This is a genomic window from Streptomyces neyagawaensis, from assembly GCF_023516595.1.
In the GTDB taxonomy this organism is placed as follows: Bacteria; Actinomycetota; Actinomycetes; order Streptomycetales; family Streptomycetaceae; genus Streptomyces; species Streptomyces neyagawaensis.
In genome coordinates this window covers 1-19,159 of sequence record NZ_JAMGBG010000181.1, presented here as the reverse complement: position 1 = coordinate 19,159, position 19,159 = coordinate 1, and the positions used below count along the sequence as shown (strand labels likewise).

Annotated in this window: 11 protein-coding genes and 1 pseudogene; 8 read left to right on the top strand and 4 right to left on the bottom strand. The window is 73.5% G+C overall.

From position 1 onward, the window contains the following. From infB to M8J73_RS41870, 6 genes are all read left to right on the top strand, one after another. Positions 1–2,586: translation initiation factor IF-2 (infB, locus tag M8J73_RS41895; RefSeq protein ID WP_249829814.1), on the top strand; the 2,586-nt coding region annotated here is incomplete at its 5' end. 244 nt (positions 2,587–2,830) lie between these two features. Continuing rightward, entirely contained in the window at positions 2,831–3,124 is a 294-nt protein-coding gene (locus M8J73_RS41890) for a DUF503 domain-containing protein (protein ID WP_055543214.1), read from the top strand. Positions 3,125–3,198: 74 nt separating this feature from the next. After that, positions 3,199–3,645 carry a 30S ribosome-binding factor RbfA gene (rbfA, locus tag M8J73_RS41885; RefSeq protein ID WP_055543213.1) on the top strand — a complete coding sequence of 149 codons (447 nt, stop codon included), beginning with the start codon at positions 3,199–3,201 and terminating at the stop codon, positions 3,643–3,645. Then, positions 3,642–4,556 (top strand): tRNA pseudouridine(55) synthase TruB, encoded by a 915-nt coding sequence (truB, locus tag M8J73_RS41880; protein WP_055543212.1) that lies wholly within the window; start codon positions 3,642–3,644, stop codon positions 4,554–4,556. Before rbfA ends, truB begins: the two co-directional genes overlap by 4 nt. 304 nt (positions 4,557–4,860) lie before the next feature. Further along, a complete protein-coding gene (locus M8J73_RS41875) occupies positions 4,861–8,826 on the top strand; it encodes a trypsin-like peptidase domain-containing protein (protein WP_249829813.1) in 3,966 nt (1,321 codons plus the stop codon). A 127-nt stretch (positions 8,827–8,953) separates the two neighbouring features. Beyond that, positions 8,954–9,907: a bifunctional riboflavin kinase/FAD synthetase gene (locus M8J73_RS41870; RefSeq protein ID WP_079055317.1), complete on the top strand. Its 954-nt coding sequence runs from the start codon at positions 8,954–8,956 to the stop codon at positions 9,905–9,907. Between the two features lie 79 nt (positions 9,908–9,986). On the opposite strand, the gene M8J73_RS41865 is transcribed toward M8J73_RS41870, so the two are convergent. The 4 genes and pseudogenes from M8J73_RS41865 to eccE form a co-directional block, all read right to left on the bottom strand. Then, positions 9,987–13,028, bottom strand: coding sequence for a MinD/ParA family ATP-binding protein (locus M8J73_RS41865; RefSeq protein ID WP_283947519.1), 3,042 nt, complete (start codon positions 13,026–13,028; stop codon positions 9,987–9,989). Positions 13,029–13,376: 348 nt separating this feature from the next. Continuing rightward, positions 13,377–13,505: pseudogene (locus tag M8J73_RS45850) on the bottom strand (SCO5717 family growth-regulating ATPase); the annotation flags it as partial. Between the two features lie 412 nt (positions 13,506–13,917). Next, complete coding sequence (locus M8J73_RS41860; RefSeq protein ID WP_249829811.1) at positions 13,918–14,715, bottom strand: hypothetical protein; 798 nt, start codon at positions 14,713–14,715, stop codon at positions 13,918–13,920. A 119-nt stretch (positions 14,716–14,834) separates the two neighbouring features. Then, positions 14,835–16,004 (bottom strand): type VII secretion protein EccE, encoded by a 1,170-nt coding sequence (gene eccE, locus M8J73_RS41855; protein WP_079054677.1) that lies wholly within the window; start codon positions 16,002–16,004, stop codon positions 14,835–14,837. Positions 16,005–16,365: 361 nt separating this feature from the next. Between eccE and eccB the strand changes: the two genes are divergently transcribed. Together eccB and mycP are read left to right on the top strand one after the other, a co-directional pair. After that, positions 16,366–17,901 carry a type VII secretion protein EccB gene (gene eccB, locus M8J73_RS41850; protein WP_055537235.1) on the top strand — a complete coding sequence of 512 codons (1,536 nt, stop codon included), beginning with the start codon at positions 16,366–16,368 and terminating at the stop codon, positions 17,899–17,901. Between the two features lie 22 nt (positions 17,902–17,923). After that, positions 17,924–19,159, top strand: a 1,236-nt coding sequence (gene mycP, locus M8J73_RS41845; protein WP_372504103.1) for a type VII secretion-associated serine protease mycosin, incomplete at its 3' end; no start/stop codon positions are given.

The window sequence follows — 19,159 nt, the reverse complement described above, 5'->3', positions numbered from 1 at the left end:
CGTCCGTCCGGCCCCGGCCAGGAGCGCCAGGCGCCCCGCCCCGGCGGTCAGCGTCCCGGCGGTGCCGGTGCGCCCAAGCCCGGCGGCGCCCGTCCGGCTGGTCCGCGTCCCGGTAACAACCCCTTCACCTCCGGTGGCTCCACCGGCATGGGCCGCCCGCAGGCGCCCCGTCCCGGCGGTGCGCCGCGTCCCGGTGGCCCCGGTGCCCCCGGCCCGCGTCCGCAGGCTCCCGGCCAGGCCCCCCGTCCGCAGGGTGCGGCCGGTGGCGGTCCGCGTCCCCAGGCTCCGGGCGGTCCCCGTCCGACGCCCGGTGGCATGCCCCGTCCGCAGGGCGGTCCCCGTCCCGGCGGCGGCCCCGGCGGCCCGCGTCCCAACCCCGGCATGATGCCGCAGCGTCCCGCTGCCGGCCCGCGTCCCGGTGGTGGCGGTCCCGGCGGTCGTGGCCCCGGTGGCGGCGGTCGTCCCGGTGGTGGCGGCGGTCGTCCGGGGGGCGGCGGCTTCGCCGGTCGTCCCGGTGGCGGCGGTGGCGGTTTCGCCGGTCGTCCCGGTGCTCCCGGTGGTGGCGGCGGCTTCGCCGGTCGTCCCGGTGGTCCGGGTGCGGGCGGCGGCGGTCGTCCCGGCTTCGGCGGTCGTCCCGGTGGTCCGGGTGCCCGTGGTGGCACGCAGGGCGCCTTCGGCCGTCCCGGCGGTCCGGCCCGTCGTGGCCGCAAGTCGAAGCGGCAGAGGCGCCAGGAGTACGAGGCCATGCAGGCCCCGTCGGTCGGCGGCGTGATGCTGCCTCGCGGCAACGGCGAGTCCATTCGCCTGTCGCGCGGTGCGTCGCTCACCGACTTCGCGGAGAAGATCAACGCCAACCCGGCGTCGCTCGTCGCGGTCATGATGAACCTCGGCGAGATGGTCACCGCGACCCAGTCCGTCTCCGACGAGACGCTCCAGCTCCTCGCCGACGAGATGAACTACACGGTTCAGATCGTCAGCCCGGAGGAGGAGGACCGCGAGCTGCTCGAGTCCTTCGACCTGGAGTTCGGCGAGGACGAGGGCGACGAGGACGACCTGGTCGTCCGCCCGCCGGTCGTCACCGTCATGGGTCACGTCGACCACGGTAAGACCCGACTGCTCGACGCCATCCGCAAGACGAACGTCATCGCGGGCGAGGCCGGCGGCATCACCCAGCACATCGGTGCCTACCAGGTCACGACCGAGGTCAACGAAGAGGATCGCAAGATCACCTTCATCGACACCCCGGGTCACGAGGCGTTCACCGCCATGCGTGCCCGTGGTGCCAAGTCGACCGACATCGCGATCCTGGTCGTCGCGGCCAACGACGGCGTCATGCCGCAGACGGTCGAGGCGCTCAACCACGCCAAGGCGGCCGACGTCCCGATCGTCGTCGCGGTCAACAAGATCGACGTCGAGGGCGCGGACCCGACCAAGGTGCGCGGTCAGCTGACCGAGTACGGCCTGGTGGCCGAGGAGTACGGCGGCGACACCATGTTCGTCGACATCTCCGCCAAGCAGGGTCTGCACATCGACTCGCTGCTGGAAGCGGTCATCCTGACCGCCGACGCCTCGCTCGACCTGCGGGCCAACCCGAAGCAGGACGCGCAGGGCATCTCGATCGAGTCCCGCCTCGACCGCGGCCGCGGTGCCGTGGCGACGGTCCTCGTCCAGCGAGGCACGCTGCGGGTCGGCGACACGATGGTGGTCGGCGACGCGTACGGCCGAGTCCGGGCGATGCTCGACGACAACGGCAACAACGTGGCCGAGGCCGGCCCGTCGACGCCGGTGCAGGTCCTGGGTCTCACCAACGTCCCGGGTGCGGGCGACAACTTCATCGTCGTGGACGAGGACCGTACGGCCCGTCAGATCGCCGAGAAGCGCGCCGCCCGTGAGCGCAACGCCGCGTTCGCCAAGCGCACGCGCCGCGTCTCGCTCGAGGACCTGGACAAGGTGCTCAAGGCCGGCGAGGTCCAGCAGCTCAACCTCATCATCAAGGGTGACGCTTCTGGTTCCGTCGAGGCCCTGGAGTCCTCCCTGCTCCAGCTGGACGTCGGCGAAGAGGTCGACATCCGCGTCCTGCACCGCGGCGTCGGTGCGGTCACGGAGTCCGACATCGACCTGGCGATGGGCTCCGACGCCATCGTGATCGGCTTCAACGTGCGCGCCGCCGGGCGTGCGCAGCAGATGGCCGAGCGCGAGGGTGTGGACGTCCGCTACTACTCGGTCATCTACCAGGCGATCGAGGAGATCGAGGCGGCCCTCAAGGGCATGCTCAAGCCGGAGTACGAAGAGGTCGAGCTCGGTACGGCGGAGATCCGCGAGGTCTTCAAGTCGTCCAAGCTGGGCAACATCGCGGGTGTTCTCATCCGCTCCGGCGAGGTCAAGCGGAACACCAAGGCCCGCCTCATCCGCGACGGCAAGGTCGTCGCGGAGAACCTCAACATCGAGGGTCTGCGTCGCTTCAAGGACGACGTCACCGAGATCCGCGAGGGCTTCGAGGGTGGTATCAACCTCGGAAACTTCAACGACATCAAGGTGGACGACGTCATCGCGACGTACGAGATGCGGGAGAAGCCGAGGGCGTAAGCCCGAGGTTCATGCCGGCCGGGGGTGCGTGGGCACCGCCGGCCGGTGTGGCCGTTTTCCGGGGGCTGCCGCCCCCGAACAACCCCCACTCACCCGCACCCGCCAACGAACCCGTACCCCCGACCCACGGGGCGCCCGATATCCCGTCGAGCCGCACCGCTGGTTCGGGGTACGGTTCAGATGTTCCTGCCCGGACACGGCGCAGGCCATCTACCCCGGCCCGGCGGGTCAACCGGCTACACACATGTACGTGGGGACTCTGTCCTTCGACCTCCTGCTCGGCGACGTACGGTCGCTGAAGGAGAAGCGCTCCGTCGTCCGCCCGATCGTGGCCGAGCTCCAGCGGAAGTTCGCGGTGAGCGTGGCGGAGGTCGACCATATGGATCTGCACCGCCGGGCCGTCATCGGGCTGGCGGTCGTCTCCGGTGACACGGGGCACCTGACCGACGTGCTGGACCGGTGCGAGCGGCTGGTCGCCGGTCGTCCCGAGGTGGAACTGCTCTCGGTCAGACGGCGGCTGCACGGCGACGACGACTAGACCGGTCGCGGAGCCACATCGCAGGGACAATTCAAGAAACAGCGGTAACGCAGAACGAGCTAGGAGACGGACCAGTGGCCGACAACGCGCGCGCCAAGAGGCTGGCGGACCTCATCCGAGAGGTGGTGGCCCAGAAGCTGCTGCGCGGGATCAAGGACCCGCGGCTCGGCTCACACGTCACCATCACGGACACCCGGGTCACCGGGGATCTGCGGGAGGCGACCGTCTTCTACACGGTGTACGGGGACGACGAGGAGCGGGCGGCGGCCGCCGCCGGACTGGAGAGCGCCAAGGGCATCCTCCGTTCCGAGGTCGGCCGGGCCGCGGGCGTGAAGTTCACGCCGACCCTCACCTTCGTGGCCGACGCCCTCCCGGACACCGCCCGCACCATCGAGGATCTCCTCGACAAGGCGCGGACCTCGGACGCCAAGGTGCGCGAGAGCGCCTCGGGGGCGAAGTACGCCGGTGACGCCGACCCGTACAAGAAGCCGGGCGACGACGAGGACGACGCCGCCGAATGACCCAGCAGCGCCAGAAGACCACCACGCCCGACGGACTTGTCATCGTCGACAAGCCGTCGGGCTTCACTTCGCACGACGTCGTCGCCAAGATGCGCGGCATCGCACGGACCCGCCGGGTCGGGCACGCGGGCACCCTGGACCCCATGGCCACCGGTGTGCTCGTCCTCGGTGTCGAGAAGGCCACCAAGCTCCTCGGCCATCTCGCGCTCACCGAGAAGGAGTACCTGGGCACCATCCGGCTCGGGCAGACCACCGTCACCGACGACGCCGAGGGCGAGATCACGGCGTCGGTCGACGCGTCGAAGGTCACCCGCGACGCCATCGACGCCGGGGTCGCCAAACTGACCGGCGACATCATGCAGGTGCCGTCCAAGGTCAGCGCCATCAAGATCAACGGGGTGCGCTCGTACAAGCGCGCCAGGGACGGCGAGGACTTCGACATCCCCGCCCGCCCCGTCACCGTCTCCTCCTTCGCCGTGTACGACATCCGTGACGCGGTCGCCGAGGACGGCACCCCCGTCCTCGACCTGGTGGTGTCGGTGGTGTGCTCCTCCGGGACGTACATCAGGGCCCTCGCCCGTGACCTGGGCGCCGACCTCGGTGTCGGCGGCCACCTCACCGCCCTGCGCCGGACCCGGGTCGGGCCGTACAAGCTGGACTCGGCCCGGACTCTCGACCAGCTCCAGGAGGAGCTGACCGTGATGCCGATCGCCGAGGCGGCCGCCGCCGCGTTCCCCCGCTGGGACGTGGACACCAAGCGGGCCCGGCTCCTGCTCAACGGCGTGCGCCTGGAGATGCCCGAGGAGTACGCGGGCGCCGGGGCCGTCGCGGTCTTCGACGCCGACGGCCGCTTCCTGGCCCTGGTGGAAAACCTGAAGGGCAAGGCCAAGAGCCTGGCCGTCTTCGGCTGAGGGTCGCAGAGTCCGCAGGCTCTTGGGTGCGGTGCGGTGCGGTGCGGTGCGGGCCCGGGAACGGTGGGGTCCGGTGGAGCGAGCGTGGAGCGACGGTCACGGGGTGTGCTGTTCCCGCCGCTCCACGGTCCCCCCTCGGTTCCCCCACCCAGAGGTGTATCCACCCGCCCACCTCTATTCACCCCTTCGTGCGGGCGCTCGGAGTGAACCGAGGGAGCGGAAGGGGGCGCGTTCGCGGAGCGGTCTGTCCTGCTGATCTTCGCTTGCCTACCGTCGGAACAGAGGTACGACGGGGAGGTCAGGAATGGCGGTACGGGGCCGTCGGGCGACGGGCGACGGCTGGGCCGCGCGGGACGAGGTCCTGGTGCGGGTCGCCGATCCTGCGGGACGGCCGCGCGGCACGGGCTTCGTGGCCGATCACCACGGCACGGTGGTCACCAGCCACGAGGCGGTGGACGGGCTGGCCCGGATCGTGCTGCGCACCACCGGGGACAGCACCTGCGTGGTCACCTCCGACGCGGTGACCCCGCTGCCCGCCCTCGATCTCGCGCTGATCCGCACCGAGGGGCTCTGCGTCGATCCGCTGCCCTTCGCGCTGCGCCACGAGGTCGAGGTCGGCGCCTATGTCCGCATCGCCGCCGGCGGCTGGCGCGAGGCCCGTGTGCTGGGGACGGCGGACGTCACCTACACCGCGCCGGACGGCTTCCATCTCCTCCCCGGTGCCCTGGAGTTGGCGATCGGGACGGCGGGCAGCGAGGCGCTGCGGCTCGGCGGGGGAGCGGCCGGCGGGCCCGTCCTCGACATGACCACCGGGACCGTGGTGGGAGTCCTCGGCACCGCACTGGAGGCACCCCACCGGTCCACCGGCTTCGCCGTGCCCCTGCGCGGATGGCGGGCCGTACCGCCGCTGGCCGACCTCCTCGAGCGCAACGCGGCGACCGTCCCGGCCTACGGGACCGATCTGAACCTCGCCGGGGTCCTGGAGCTGACGGCCACCACGGTGGGGTCCGACGGGCCCCGACCGCCGGCCGGGCCCCTCGCGGCGGTCACCGCGGAACCCGTCGAACGCGCCGCATGCGTGCGGGAGTTCGCCGACTTCACCAACGGACCCGCTACGGTCCTCGGGCTCGTCGGGGCGCCCGGCAGCGGCCGTACGGCAGCACTCGCGGCCCTCGCCGCCCGACGCGCCCGTGGGGCCGAGCCCACCCCCACGCTGTGGCTCCGGGGCGCCGACCTCCTCGCCGACGACGGGTCGGTGGCCGACGCGGCACGACGGTCACTGGAACGGGCGGGGCGGATCGTGGCCGCGTCCACGGGGTCCCCCGCGTCCACCGGGTCCGCCACGGCCACCGTCTCCGCCGTGCCCACCGTCTCCGTCGCGCCGCCCACCGCGTCCGCGGGTATGGGCGCTTCCACCGCGCCGGTCGGTCCGTTCGGTGCCGTGGGCGACCCGTTCGGCTGCGGGGGCGAGCAGCCGGTGGCGGGCGGGCGGTACGACGGTGCGTTGGGGGACATCCGGCCGGAGCGGCTCGCCCGGCTCGCGTCGGAGGAGGGGCGGCGGTTGTTGCTGCTGCTCGACGGCCCTGAGGAGATGCCGCCCGCCCTCGCGCACCGGCTGGCGGAGTGGACCGAGGGCACGGTCGCCTGGCTGCGGGCGAACGGGGCGCGGCTCGTGGTGGCGTGCCGGGCCGAGTACTGGGAGCAGGCGGGGGCGCGGTTCCCGCCGGAGGCGCTGCACGGAGGAGGACCCGAGGGCGAGGGGAGCTCGCTGCCGCCGTGCGTACGGCTGGGTGAGCTGACCGAGGGTGAGGCGCGGCGGGCGCGGCTGCGGTACGGGATCCCGGAAGGGGCGCTCGCGGGGGCCGATGCCCGGCACCCGCTCACCCTGCGGCTCCTGTCGGAGGTCCGGGCGGCGCTGCCGGAGCGGGGCGCCGGGCGGCACGGCGGGGATGGCGTCCCGGCCGGACCGCCCGGCACGGATGGGCCTGCGGGCGCGAGCGGGGGTGTGTCGGAGGGCGCGGGCTCGTCGGGACGCGCGGGTGCCCCGGCGGGCGCGGGCACGGGCGCTGGCGCTGGCGTGTGTGGAGGCGGCGGGGGCGCGGAGGAGCCGGGGCGGGCGTGGGTGCCGGGCCGGGACGACGAGCAGTCGGGGCGTGCGCCGGTGCCTGACCGGCACGAGGTGCTCGGCGCCTATCTCGACCTCATGTGCCTCCGGATCGCCGTACGGCTCGCCGCGGCGAACGGGATGCGGGGGACGGCCGTACGGCGGCTCGCGGCGCAGGTCTCCGGGCAGGTGCACGAGGCGGCGCGGCGGTGTCTCGGCCCCGGGCAGGGCGAGCTGGACCGGGCGGCCTTCGAGGCGGTGTTCCCCTGGGGCCCGGTGCCGGGAGAGCGGCTCGGCGGTACCACCGGCTGGGCGTCGGCCGTGCTCACGGAGGGGCTGCTCGTCCCGGCGGGCGAGGGCTACCGTTTCGCGCACGAAGAGCTGGCCGACTGGATCCAGGGCGCCCACCTGGACCTCGACGCCGCCCTGCACGCGCTGGTGCACCGGGGCTGGATCGCGCAGGCCGAGGCCCGCCGCGGCTGGGGCACCATGCCGTCCGAGGCCCGCGTCCGGCGCCAGGCACGCCGGGCCACCCGCAATCTCCCGGTGCCCCGCCACCGCATCGGCCCCGTCGTCCACGCCCTGCTGCTGCTCGGCCGTCAGCAGGGGCCGACCGAACTCGCCGGGCGGCTGGAGGAGTTGCTCGACGCCCTGGACGCGCTGCTGCCGCCGGGACGTACGGCACCCGACGACCCGACCTGGTGGGCCACCCATCTCCTCGCCGACGTCCTGCTGAGCGTGCCCGACGCGACGCCGTACACCAGGGTCCTGCGGTTCCTCGCCGAGCGGATCGGGGCCTGGCGGACCCAGGGCCGGTGCGTACCCGAGGAGTTCGGGCCCCGTTTCTGGGAAGCGCTGCCGCTGCCCGAGCCGGAACGGTTCGACCTGCTGCGACGCCTCGTCGTCGCCGACCCGGCCACCGGCGAGGGCCCGCGCTACCTGGACGCGGTCTCCCGCCTCCTCGCCGCCGACCCGAACGGCGTACTCCGGCATCTGACCCGCTGGTTCCACGACGACACCCCGCTGGTCGCCACGCCCGACGCGACCGTGGCCACAGCCGCGCAGGCACTGCTGCACACCCACCGGCGCAGCGCCCTCGACGACCTGACGGAGGCGCTCGTCGACAGCGCGCACCGGCGCGCGGACGAGTTGCTCGCCGTACTCGCCGAGGAGGAGCCGTCGGCCGTGTGCCGGGCCGTGGACCGGTGGGCGCACGACGAGCGACCGGCGCGCCGGGTGGCGGCCCTGGCGTACGCACTGCGGACGGCGCCCCACACCCGCACGGACGCCGACCGCGCACTGCTCCGCCACATCGCCCTCACCCTGCTCGCCCGCCCCGCCGACCTCACCCTGCACGGCGGAGCGCTCGCGCTGCTCGTCCGCGACCCGGGGACCCGGGCCCGATACCTCCCGCAGGCGCTGGAGCGGTTCGCGGCGGGCGACCCGCAACTGCCCGCCAGTGCGCTGGTCGCCGCCCTGCCCAGCCACCCCGACCCCGTGCTCGACGCCTTCCGCACCCGGCTGCGGGCACCCGGCGCCGACGGCGGGGCCCTGCGCACCCTCGCCGAGATCACCACTCCCGCGCTCGCCCGGCGCGTCAGCGGCCTCGTACGGGAGATCGTGGAGCTGCGCCCGGAGACGGCCGGGCATGCCGCCGCGTACGTCGAGCGGCGGCTGGAGCAGGGCCCGGGGACCCGCGCCGTACTGTTCCCCCTGATCAGCGGGCTCATCGTGGACGGGCCCGTCCAGGTGCGGGCGGCCCTCGCGGCCGTGTTCGCCGAGCCGGGCACCGCCGCCTCCGGGCCGCTGCGTCGTGAGTTCCTCGACCTGCTGATGGCGACCGAGCGTGACCCGTCCGTCCTGGACGCGCTGCTGCGGGCCGTGGCCGCCTCCCGCGTCCCCACCGGCCGCGGCACCGAGACGCACACCGCGGACACCAGGGAGCTGGTGCACCGGGTCGGCAGGCTCCTCGTCCGTACGCCCGAAGGGGCGACCCGTTTGGACTGGGCGCTCGTCGACCTCGCCCGTCACATCCCCGGCTTCGCGGAGCTGGTGGCGGGCTGGCTCAGCGGCACACCGCAGGAATGGGCCGCGGTGGTGGGGCCGAGCACCCGCCGGATGATCGAGAACCTGGCGGGCGAACGGGGGGTGCGGGTGCCCGCCTGAGAGGTGTGCCTCGACCGTGCTCCCGGTCACAGGCCGGATGCCGATGCGGGCCGATGCCCGCGGGCATGGCACCCTTAGACCTGCGTAGAGGCAACCACGGACACAGGTTCGACGAGGAGCGGTCACAGTGCAGCGCTGGCGTGGCTTGGAGGACATCCCCGAGGACTGGGGGCGCAGCGTCGTCACCATCGGTTCCTACGACGGGGTGCACCGCGGGCACCAGCTCATCCTCCGGCACGCCGTGGAACGCGCCCGCGAGCTGGGTGTTCCCTCGGTCGTCGTCACCTTCGACCCGCACCCCAGCGAGGTGGTGCGCCCCGGCACGCACCCGCCGCTGCTCGCCCCGCACCACCGCCGTGCCGAACTGATGGCCGAGCTGGGAGTGGACGCGGTGCTGGTCCTGCCCTTCACGACGGAGTTCTCCCGGCTGTCCCCGGCCGACTTCGTGGTCAAGGTCCTGGTCGACAAGCTGCACGCCAAGGCCGTCGTCGAGGGCCCCAACTTCCGCTTCGGCCACAAGGCCGCCGGGGACGTGCTGTTCCTCGCCGAGCAGGGCAAGACGTACGACTTCGACGTCGAGGTCGTCGACCTGTACGTCACCGGTGAGGCGGGCGGCGGCGAGCCCTTCTCCTCCACCCTGACCCGGCGGCTGATCGCCGAGGGCGACGTCGAGGGCGCACGCGAGATCCTCGGGCGCCCCCACCGCGTCGAGGGTGTCGTCGTACGCGGCGCCCAGCGCGGCCGTGAGCTGGGCTTCCCCACGGCCAACGTCGAGACCCTCCCGCACACCGCGATCCCCGCCGACGGCGTCTACGCCGGCTGGCTGCACGTCGACGGCGAGGCCATGCCGGCCGCGATCTCCGTCGGCACGAACCCGCAGTTCGACGGCACCGAGCGCACGGTCGAGGCGTACGCGATCGACCGCGTCGGCCTGGACCTGTACGGGCTCCATGTGGCCGTCGACTTCCTCGCGTTCGTGCGGGGACAGGCGAAGTTCGAGTCGCTGGAGGCGCTGCTCGTGGCGATGGCGGAGGACGTGAAGAAGTGCCGTGAGCTGATCGCGGCGTACGAGGGGGAGTAGCCCTATAGGGAGAGGCCCGTACCGTCGAGGACGGTACGGGCCTTTGCGCTGCTCCGGGTCTGCTCCTGACCTGCTCCCGTTACTGCTGCGGGGGTGCGGCGGGCGGCGGGGTCTGGCCTTGCTGGGGCGGGTACGGCTGCTGGCCCGGCACCGGGTGGCCGTACAGCGGCTGGCCGGGGTGGGGCTGGCCGGGGTGGGGCTGAGGAGCCTGGCCGGGGTGGGGCGCCTGGCCCGGATAGGGCTGGCCGGGGTACGGCTGGCCCTGCTGTGGCGGGTACGGCTGCTGACCCGGGATGGGCTGGCCCGGCAGTGGCGGGGCGGCCACCGGCGGCGGGTTGCCGTCGGACGTCCACAGGCCGTGCGACTGCTGGTGCCGTGCGATGTCCTCGGCGACCATCGCGGCGAGCGTGAAGTACGCCTCCCGCACCTTCGGTCGCATCATGTCGAGATCCAACTCCGCGCCCGCCGCGAGGTGTTCGTCGAACGGCACGACCACGACGCCACGGCAGCGCGTCTCGAAGTGGTGGACGATGTCCTCCACCTTGATCATCTTGCCCGTCTCGCGCACACCCGAGATGACCGTGATGGACCGCGCCACCAGGTCCTGGTAGCCGTGCGCGGAGAGCCAGTCCAGCGTCGTACTGGCGCTGCTCGCGCCGTCCACGGACGGCGTCGAGATGATGATCAGCTGGTCGGCGAGGTCCAGCACGCCGCGCATCGCGCTGTAGAGCAGACCCGTCCCCGAGTCGGTCAGGATGATCGGGTACTGCTTGCCGAGCACGTCGATCGCACGCCGGTAGTCCTCGTCGTTGAACGTGGTGGAGACGGCCGGGTCGACGTCGTTGGCGATGATCTCCAGACCCGAGGGGGCCTGGGAGGTGAACCGCCGGATGTCCATGTACGAGTTGAGGTACGGGATCGCCTGAACCAGGTCGCGGATGGTGGCGCCGGTCTCGCGGCGGACGCGGCGGCCGAGCGTACCCGCGTCGGGGTTGGCGTCGATCGCGAGGATCTTGTCCTGGCGTTCGCTGGCGAGCGTGGAGCCGAGGGCGGTGGTCGTCGTGGTCTTGCCGACGCCGCCCTTGAGGCTGATGACCGCGATGCGGTAGCAGGACAGGACGGGGGTCCTGATCAGCTGAAGCTTCCGCTGCCGCTCGGCCTCCTCCTTCTTGCCGCCGAGCTTGAACCGTCCGCCGCCGGACGCCGGCCGGCTGCTCTTGGCCTTCTGCTTCTTGCTGTTGAGCAGCCGGTCGGAGGACAGCTCCACCGCCGCCGTGTAACCGAGCGGCGCCACACCGGGGTTGGTCGGCTGCCGCTGATCATGCTGCACGGCCTGCGGCCAGGCGGCACCGGTGCGGGGGTCGATGGGGGCGGTGGGGGTGCCGGCGGGGGCGTGGGAGGGGGCGGATTGAGCGGGGGCGCCGGGGTGGGTGGGGGTGCCGGGGTGGGGAGAGGTTCCGGGGTGGGCAGGGGTGCCGGGATCGCCGAACTGGCCGGGCTGGGCCGGGTGACCGGGGTGGCCCGGAGTGCCGGGAACGCCGGGGGCGCCGGGGGTGTTCGGGGTGCCCGGCTGGGCCGGGGGTTGGGGGAAGCCGTAGCCTGCCGGGCCGGGCTGGCCGGGGATGGGAGCGGGCGGCTGGGCGGGCGCGCCGGGCTGAGGGAAGCCGTAGCCGCCCTGGGGGGCGCCAGGGGCGCCCGGAGCCTGGGGTGCGCCAAAAGCACCGGCGGGGCTGCTTGGAGCCTGGGGCGCGCCGGGGTGCGGGAAGCCGTAGCCCGCGGGCGGGGCGGGGGGCTGCGGGGTGGTCGGGGTCGGCGTGGCCGCGGAAGCACCGGGCATGCTCGCGGCGCCGGGGGCGTTCGGGGTGTCGTGCTGTGCTGGCGGCTGGGGGAAGCCGTAGCCGCCCTGCTGGGGTACGGGCGCCTGCGGGGGCGCGGAGGGCGCGGGGGCGCCGGGGTGGGCCGGGGGCTGCGGGAAGCCGTAGCCGGCGGCGGGGTGCGCGGGCCGGCTGGGCTGGGCCGGGGGTTGCGGGAAGCCGTAACCCGCCGGGGGCGGCACGTCGTTCGGGGGCTGCGGGGGCGTGGGCGTGCCGGGCGTGCCGGGGGCGCTGGGGGTGCCCTGGGCGCCGGGAGCGCCGGGAGTTCCCGGAACAGCGGGCGCACCCTGAGCCGTCGGTGAACCAGGCGTACCAGGCGTACCAGGCACACCCGGTGCCGCATCGGCCGCGTCGCTCCATGCCGCGGGCGCACCCTGCGGGGCCTGCGGGTGGGTCGGCTGCTGCGGGACCGCCGACTGCCCGGGGTCCGGGGCCTCCGGGAACGCCTGTGCGGCAGGGGCCGACGGCGCGGACGCGGGCCACTGCGCGGCTGGTGCGGGCGCGGCAGGTGCGGCGGGCTGGTACGCGGGCGGCAGCGGCGGCAGCCCGCCCTGCGGGGCCGGCGGAGGAGTCCACGCGGGAGGAGTCTGAGGTACGGCACCGGAGGTGTCCGGCGAGGCGGGCGCGGCCGGTGCGTCCTGCGGCGCCGGAACGTCCTGCGGGGCCGTACCCTCGGCGGTCGCGGTGACGGGGGTGGTGTGGGCGGGCTCATCGGCGCCCGAGCTGGGCACGTGTGCGGCGGCGGCGTTCGCCGGCTCGGCCTCTCCGGCGGCGGCGTCCGGGGCGGCGGCCTCACCGGGCTGCTCGCCCTCCGCGCCCCCGGCTTCGCCGGACACCTCGGCGGCCGTCGTGCCCTCAGCGTTCTCACCGCTCGGGCCGTCCTCGGCGGAGGTGTCGGCATCCGTCGAGCCCTCGGCGCTCACATCACCCGGCTCGGACCGGCCCTCCACCGCATCGGCTGGTTCGGCATCGGCATCGGCCCCGACCCCGGCGGTGGCACCCTCCTGGCCTTGGCCCTGAGCAGCGCCCTCGACCGAACCGTCGGTCCCCGAACCGCTCTCCGCGGTCCCCTCGGCGTCACGGTCACCGTCCAGGTCACCAGCGCCGACGACCGTCACGCCCTCAGCCTCAGCCTCGGTTTGGACCTCGGCTGCTTCCGCACCCCCACCGGGGGCAGCGGCAGCCGCCTCTCCCGGCGCGGCCACCTGCGCGATGTCACGCTTCAGCGCGGTGGCGGAGATCCGCATGGTCACGCCGCTCTCGATATCACCGTTGTCGATATCAGCCGGAGCGGGTGCGGGAGTTGGAACAGGAGTGGGGGCCTGGGCGGGAGCCGGGCCCGGCGTGGGCGCGGCGGCCACCGGGGGCCACGGTGGGGGATAGGCGCCGCCCGACGTCGTACCCGCCATGCTCACGGGCGGCCCGACCGGCGGTGCCTGTGGAGGTGTCACGGGTCCGGCCGCCGGAGCGCCTCCCGCACCCGCACTCGCACCAGCACTGGCACCGGTGTCGGCACCCGCACCGGCACTCTCGCTCATCCCCGTCCCTGTCCCCGGCCCCGGGGCCGAACCGGCCCCTTGCGGCGAGGCGTTCTGCGTGTACCAGGCAGGCGGTGCGTAGTCGATGGTGAACTCGCCCGTCGTCTCGATGGCGGACTCCGCGTCGGACTGGTCATCGCCGGGCGTGGCCCAGCCCCCGCGCATCCCGTCCCGATCGCTGTTCACAATTCCTCCTGGTGTGGTCGAGCACCCTCAAAGTCGTACCGGGGCCGACCGTTCTCGTCGTTCGAGCCGTGTCGTCCTGAACGTCGTGGTGTGCGCCCCCGGTCCCAGCCTAATCACCACGAGCGTGACGACGGCAGGCCCGTCCGCCCCTCCGCGCACGCCCGTTCCGTCACACCCTGCCCGGAGGTGACACCCGCACCCTCAACGGGACTGTCCCATCCGGTCATTACCGCGAAGCAAGCAGAACGAGACACTCAGAGACGGACTCCGGAGACGTACCCGACGAGGACACCTGACGCGGAACCGACACGGATACCTCACACACGCACACCCGACACGCACACCGGGAGGACCCCTATGACACGGACCCGGCGGATGCGACGAGGTCGCGCCCCGGACCTGGCGCGCACCCTCAGTCCATCCGTCGGGGCGTGCCCAGCAACCCTGTCTCCGCGTCGGTCGGCTGGGTCATCACGTACTGCCGGTCGCGGTCGGCGCACCACAGTGTGACGCCGTCGGCGAGCGTCGGCAGGGACTCCACGTCCGCCCGGGGCAGCGCCATCGTGCGCCCCAACTCGGCTGCCTCGTCCGGCGAGACCCGTTGGACGCCGACGAGCCGCGCCTGACGGATGAGCCGCGGGGCGACCGGGCTGAGATACGGCAGCAGCGTCAGCACCGACTGCCAGGGCCCGGATACCACTCGGCCGCGTGGCGGGCGCATACCGCAGTCACGCACCACCAGCACCGGGTTGCCCGCCGACGCGCCCTGCGGCGGCACCCGGCCCACGTCGTACACGGTCATGCCGTTCTGGCCGCCGCCCATGGCGTGCACCATCTGCATCCACAACTGCGCCCGCCCGGTCTCCACGGCGACGCGCGCCCCTGTCGCCGCCGCACGCAGGGCGAGGACCTGGGCCGTCCACAGACCGCCGATGAGGACGACGTCGTACGGAGTGGGCCGGTTGACGCCCAGCACGGCGGGCTGTCCCTCGGCGTCCACGCCTATGACGACCCCGTCGTCCCCGATGGGCAGCGCCAGTGTGTCGAGTTGCTCGGCGGAGAGTGCGTGCCGCCCGTGCCGGGGCCCGATGAGCCCGAGCCCGGAGCGCACCCGCTCACGCACCCGTTCCCCGACCGACGGCCCGGCCGAGGCACCGCCCGACACCGAACCGCCCGGCGAGACCGACGCGTACGCGCCCGACGGATCCATGGCCGACGGGTACGCGCCCGGCGAACCCGGTGGATACCCGCCCGGCGGCTGGGAGCTCCGGGGCTGGGACCCCTGTGGCTGTGGACCCGGCGGCTGCGCCCCCGCCCCAGTCGTCACCGTCATCGAGCACCCCCGAGAGGCAGCGTGGCGAGGACACCCGGCAGTTGCTCGCGGTCGAGGCGCGCGAGCCCCGTGCCGGTCTCGCGGGCGGCGTGTTCCAACGCGCGGCGGGCCGCGACGAGTTCGTCGTCGCTGCGTCCGGTCACCCGCAGGTGCCCGGTGAGCGTCACGTCCTGCCGCTCCCCCCGCGCCAGGGTCAGACTGAAGGTCGTGGCGAGTGCGGGCACGGCCGTCAGCGCGCCCACGAGCCGGGGGAGCGAGGGCCCCTGTCCGCCCAGCTGCGGCCAGCGCCGCACCCAATAGGTGGTGTGCCGCCGGTTGTCGCACCGCCAGCTCCGCCCGGACTCCTCGGTCCGCCGCTGCGGAGTGTCCGTACGCCCGGCCTCCGCCGTCACCAGCGGATTGGCGCAGGCGGAGGTCGCGATGGCGGCGATCAGTTCCTCCTCGTCGAGCACGGTCGCCCGGAACCCGGCACCGGTCAGCCGGCTGGCCAGATGGTCGGCGACCCGTACGACGCACTTCTGGGCGCCCACGAGCCCGCCCCCGCGCATGGCGACGGCCTCCGGGCACAGTTCCGGGTCGAGCTTCAGGGCGATCCAGGTGATACGGACCGCGGGGGCGCCCGTCCGGGCCTGCAACGGGGCGTAGTTGCTGACGGCCACCGACTGCTGGGGCAGGTGGATGGCGGGCGCGGGCTGGGTGTGCAGCACGACCTGTGCCCCCTCCAGCCGGATGCCGTCGACCTCCAGCGCGTCCCGCACGAGCCCCAACGGCAGTGGCCGCCGGCTCCGTTCGGCGCGCAGCGCCGTCACGTCCGCCTCGACCTGGAGGACGGCCGTCACGAAGGTGCCGTCCCCGATGATGCCGACGGGTCGGCGCTCCCGGCCGCCGTACGCGTACGTCCGCAGGCTCGGGTCGCATTCGACGGCGGGCGCGAGGCCCGGCTCGGTCCCCGGACGTATCGCGGAGGTCGCCGCCTTCTTCTGTCGTGCCTTCAACGCCCGTGCCGTGGCCAGCCATTCGGGCAGTGAGCGTCCCCGGCGGCGGACGACGGCGAGGAGGACGAGCAGGACGGCGACGACGGCCGCGGGGATCAGCGCCAGTGGACCCACGGCCCAGCCGACGAGCAGGGCCGCGACGGCGATCTCCAGCAGAACGATCCGTTGCAACCGGAACGACCCCGACAGCCCCGGCCGGGACCGCAGATGCACCCCGCCCGTCGGGACGGGCGCCGCGCCGGGAGTGGACGGCCGGCCCGCGGAGTGCGGCGCGGGGGTCGGTGAACCTGGTGTCCGCGACCGGTCACGTGACCGGGTCAGCGCTCCGGAAACCCTCACTCCGTCCCCCCGTTCTGACCACAACTCACCGGATTTCCCAGGCCCACAGGCCCTCGGAAGATCCAGGTACCCTACCCGCTCCGCAGAGCCGTCCCCGTACCAGGCATAGTAGGGGGCCGGTCTGACAACGGAGGCGGGGGACGGTGACCCCCGACCTCCGATCAGGGCGAGACACGGGGAGATTCACGCAGACATGGCATCTCGGCGGGACCAGCTCAACGCCTACACCTTCGCGAAGCGCCGTATGCTCGCGTCCTTCCTCCAGTCATCCCCCGACGGTTCCGACGAGGGGGCGCCGCGCCCGCTGCGGGCCGTCCTGCCCGGCACCATCGTGGGAGCCGTCATCGTCGCCGCCTTCGGGGCGTGGGGGATGTTCAAGCCGACGGCGCCGAAGGACTGGGATAAGCCCGGCGAGAAGGTCATCATCGCCAGCAAGTCCACGACCCGGTACGTCGTCCTGCAGACGGAGAGCGGCACCGGCAGGAAGACCCAGCTGCATCCCGTGCTCAACATGGCCTCCGCGAAGCTGCTGCTCGCCACCGGCAAGGGCGAGGTCGTCACCGTCGACGAGTCGGTCCTCGACAAGGGCGACATCCCGCACGGCGTGACGATCGGCATCCCGTACGCCCCCGACCGGCTGCCCTCCGCCGAGGAGGCGGGCGCGAAGAAGCGCTGGGCGGTCTGCGAACGGCAGGGACCGGGCGGCAGGGCCATCCAGAAGGCGGCGTTCGTCCTCGCCTCCCGCGACATGCACCGCACCGAGGGCCGCGACAAGCTGCGCGGCGGTCAACTCCTCGACGTGGTGGACCCGGACGGGAACCGCTACGTCGTGGACGCCGACGGCACCGCGTACGAGCTGGACGGCGACGACGAGTTGCTGGTGCGTATCGTCGTCGGATCCGCCAGCACACCCCAGCGGGTGAGCCGGCAGTGGCTCGACACCCTCCACCAGGGTGACCCGATCACGTTCCCGAAGGTCGAGGGCCGACCCGGTGCCCCGGCGGACGTCCCCGGTCTGCTGAAGGACGAGGACAAGAAGGTCGGCATGGTCCTGAAGGCCGACGACGGGAACGAGGAGCAGTACTACGTGGTGCTGCCGGACCGGGTCGCGCCCGTCTCCACGTTCGTCGCCCGACTGCTCCTGAGGAGCAGGGACCTGGTGCCCGTCGGGCAGTCGGGAACGGAACTCGAAGTCGGCGCCGGACAGATCGTTCCCGGCGAGCCGTTCGAGGCGGACACGGCGTGGCCGACCCTGGAGCCGGTCGCCGTCAACGGAGCGTCGAAGACCGGCCGGGACCGTGACACCGTCTGCGCCGTCCTGCGGGACGTCGACGAGAAGAACGGCGCCACCACCCTGAGCACTTGGGCGGGCGCCGACTTCCCCGCGACACTGGCCACCGGCTCCTCCAGCGCCTACGTCACCCCCGGCTCGGGTCAGCTCTACCGCCAGTTCAAGGGCGAGGAGACCAAGGCCGGCGGCGTCTTCCTCGTGACCGACACCGGTCTGCGCTACGCGCTTCAGTCCAACGCGGACGGCGCCGGGGACGACGCGGGCATCGGCATCACCAAGGAGGAGCGTGAGCAGCTCCAGAACGAGGTGCAGCTCGCCCAGATCCGCCTCGGCTACGGAGACCTGGACCCGGCCGTGATCCCCGCCGAGTGGTCCGTCTTCCTGCCGACGGGCCCCCGCCTGTCGACGGCGGACGCGCGCCAGCCGCAGGGATCATGACGGGAAGCCCTTGATGCGACTGATGCGACAGGAAAGAAGTCCCGCGCCGCCCTCCTCGTATGCCCGCGGTCGACTCGCCCGCGTGGCCGCCGCGACGGCCGCCGCACTCGCCCTCGGCGGCGCCATGACGGTGACGCCCGCGGCCGCGGCCTCCCCGGACGAATGCGTCTTCGGCAACAAGAAGTACGAGGGCCGCCCCTGGTCCCTCCAGCGCGTCCTCCTCGACGAACTGTGGAGCCAGTCGAAGGGCAGAGACGTACGGGTCGCGGTGATCGACACCGGCGTCGACATCCACCACGAGCAGCTCAAGGACGCCGTCGACGTCTCCAGCGGCGCCAACTACCTGCCCGCGAAGGACGACAAGGGCCGCCCCGTCGAGCGCGGCAAGGCGAACGGCACCACGGACACGGTCGGCCACGGCACCAAGGTCGCCGGCATCATCGCGGCCCGCCCCGCGAAGGGCACGGGGTTCGTCGGACTGGCCCCCGAGGCGACCGTCATCCCCATCAAGCAGAACGACGCCGAGGGGCGCGGCACGACGAAGACACTGGTCCGGGCGATCGACCACGCCGTGGCCGAGAAGGCGGACGTCATCAACATCTCCCAGGACACCGCCAACGCCGTCGAGCCCGACGAGTCACTGAAACGGGCGATCGACAGGGCCCTGCAACAGGACGTCGTGGTCGTGGCGTCGGCGGGCAACGACGGACTCGGCGGCGACGACAAGAAGACCTACCCCGCGTCGTACGCGGGCGTCCTCGCGGTCGCCGCCTCGGACCGCAACAACGAACGGGCCCCCTTCTCCCAGTCCGGCGACTTCGTCGGGGTCGCCGCACCCGGCGTCGACATCGTCTCCACGGTTCCCCTGGGCGGGCACTGTTCCGACAACGGCACCAGCTTCTCCGCGCCGTACGTCGCCGGGGTCGCCGCCCTCCTCAGGGCCAAGCACCCCCGTTGGACCGGCCCCGAGATCGTCGCCCAGATCGAGCAGACCGCCGAACGCTCCTTCGCGGGCCACGACCAGCGAGTCGGCTGGGGCGTCGTCGACCCGGTCCGCGCCCTCACGGACGACGACCGGCCGATCAAGTCCCCCGACCCACGGGAGGGCCTCAGCGAGGCGGAGGCCCCGACGGCCGCCGAACTCCAGCTGGGTGAGACACCCCAGGAACGCAGTGAGCGTTACGCCACGTACGCCCTCGGCGCGACGGCCGTCCTGGCCGCGCTCATCGCCGGCACCGCCGTGGTGGTGCGTGACGCA

Excerpts from the sequence above, each read along its gene's own strand:
- M8J73_RS41890 (WP_055543214.1), top strand. The coding sequence starts at position 2,831 with ATGTACGTGGGGACTCTGTCCTTCGACCTCCTGCTCGGCGACGTACGG.
- truB (WP_055543212.1), top strand. The coding sequence starts at position 3,642 with ATGACCCAGCAGCGCCAGAAGACCACCACGCCCGACGGACTTGTCATC.
- M8J73_RS41875 (WP_249829813.1), top strand. The coding sequence starts at position 4,861 with ATGGCGGTACGGGGCCGTCGGGCGACGGGCGACGGCTGGGCCGCGCGG.
- M8J73_RS41865 (WP_283947519.1), bottom strand. The coding sequence starts at position 13,028 with ATGCGGATCTCCGCCACCGCGCTGAAGCGTGACATCGCGCAGGTGGCC.
- M8J73_RS41860 (WP_249829811.1), bottom strand. The coding sequence starts at position 14,715 with ATGGATCCGTCGGGCGCGTACGCGTCGGTCTCGCCGGGCGGTTCGGTG.
- eccB (WP_055537235.1), top strand. The coding sequence starts at position 16,366 with ATGGCATCTCGGCGGGACCAGCTCAACGCCTACACCTTCGCGAAGCGC.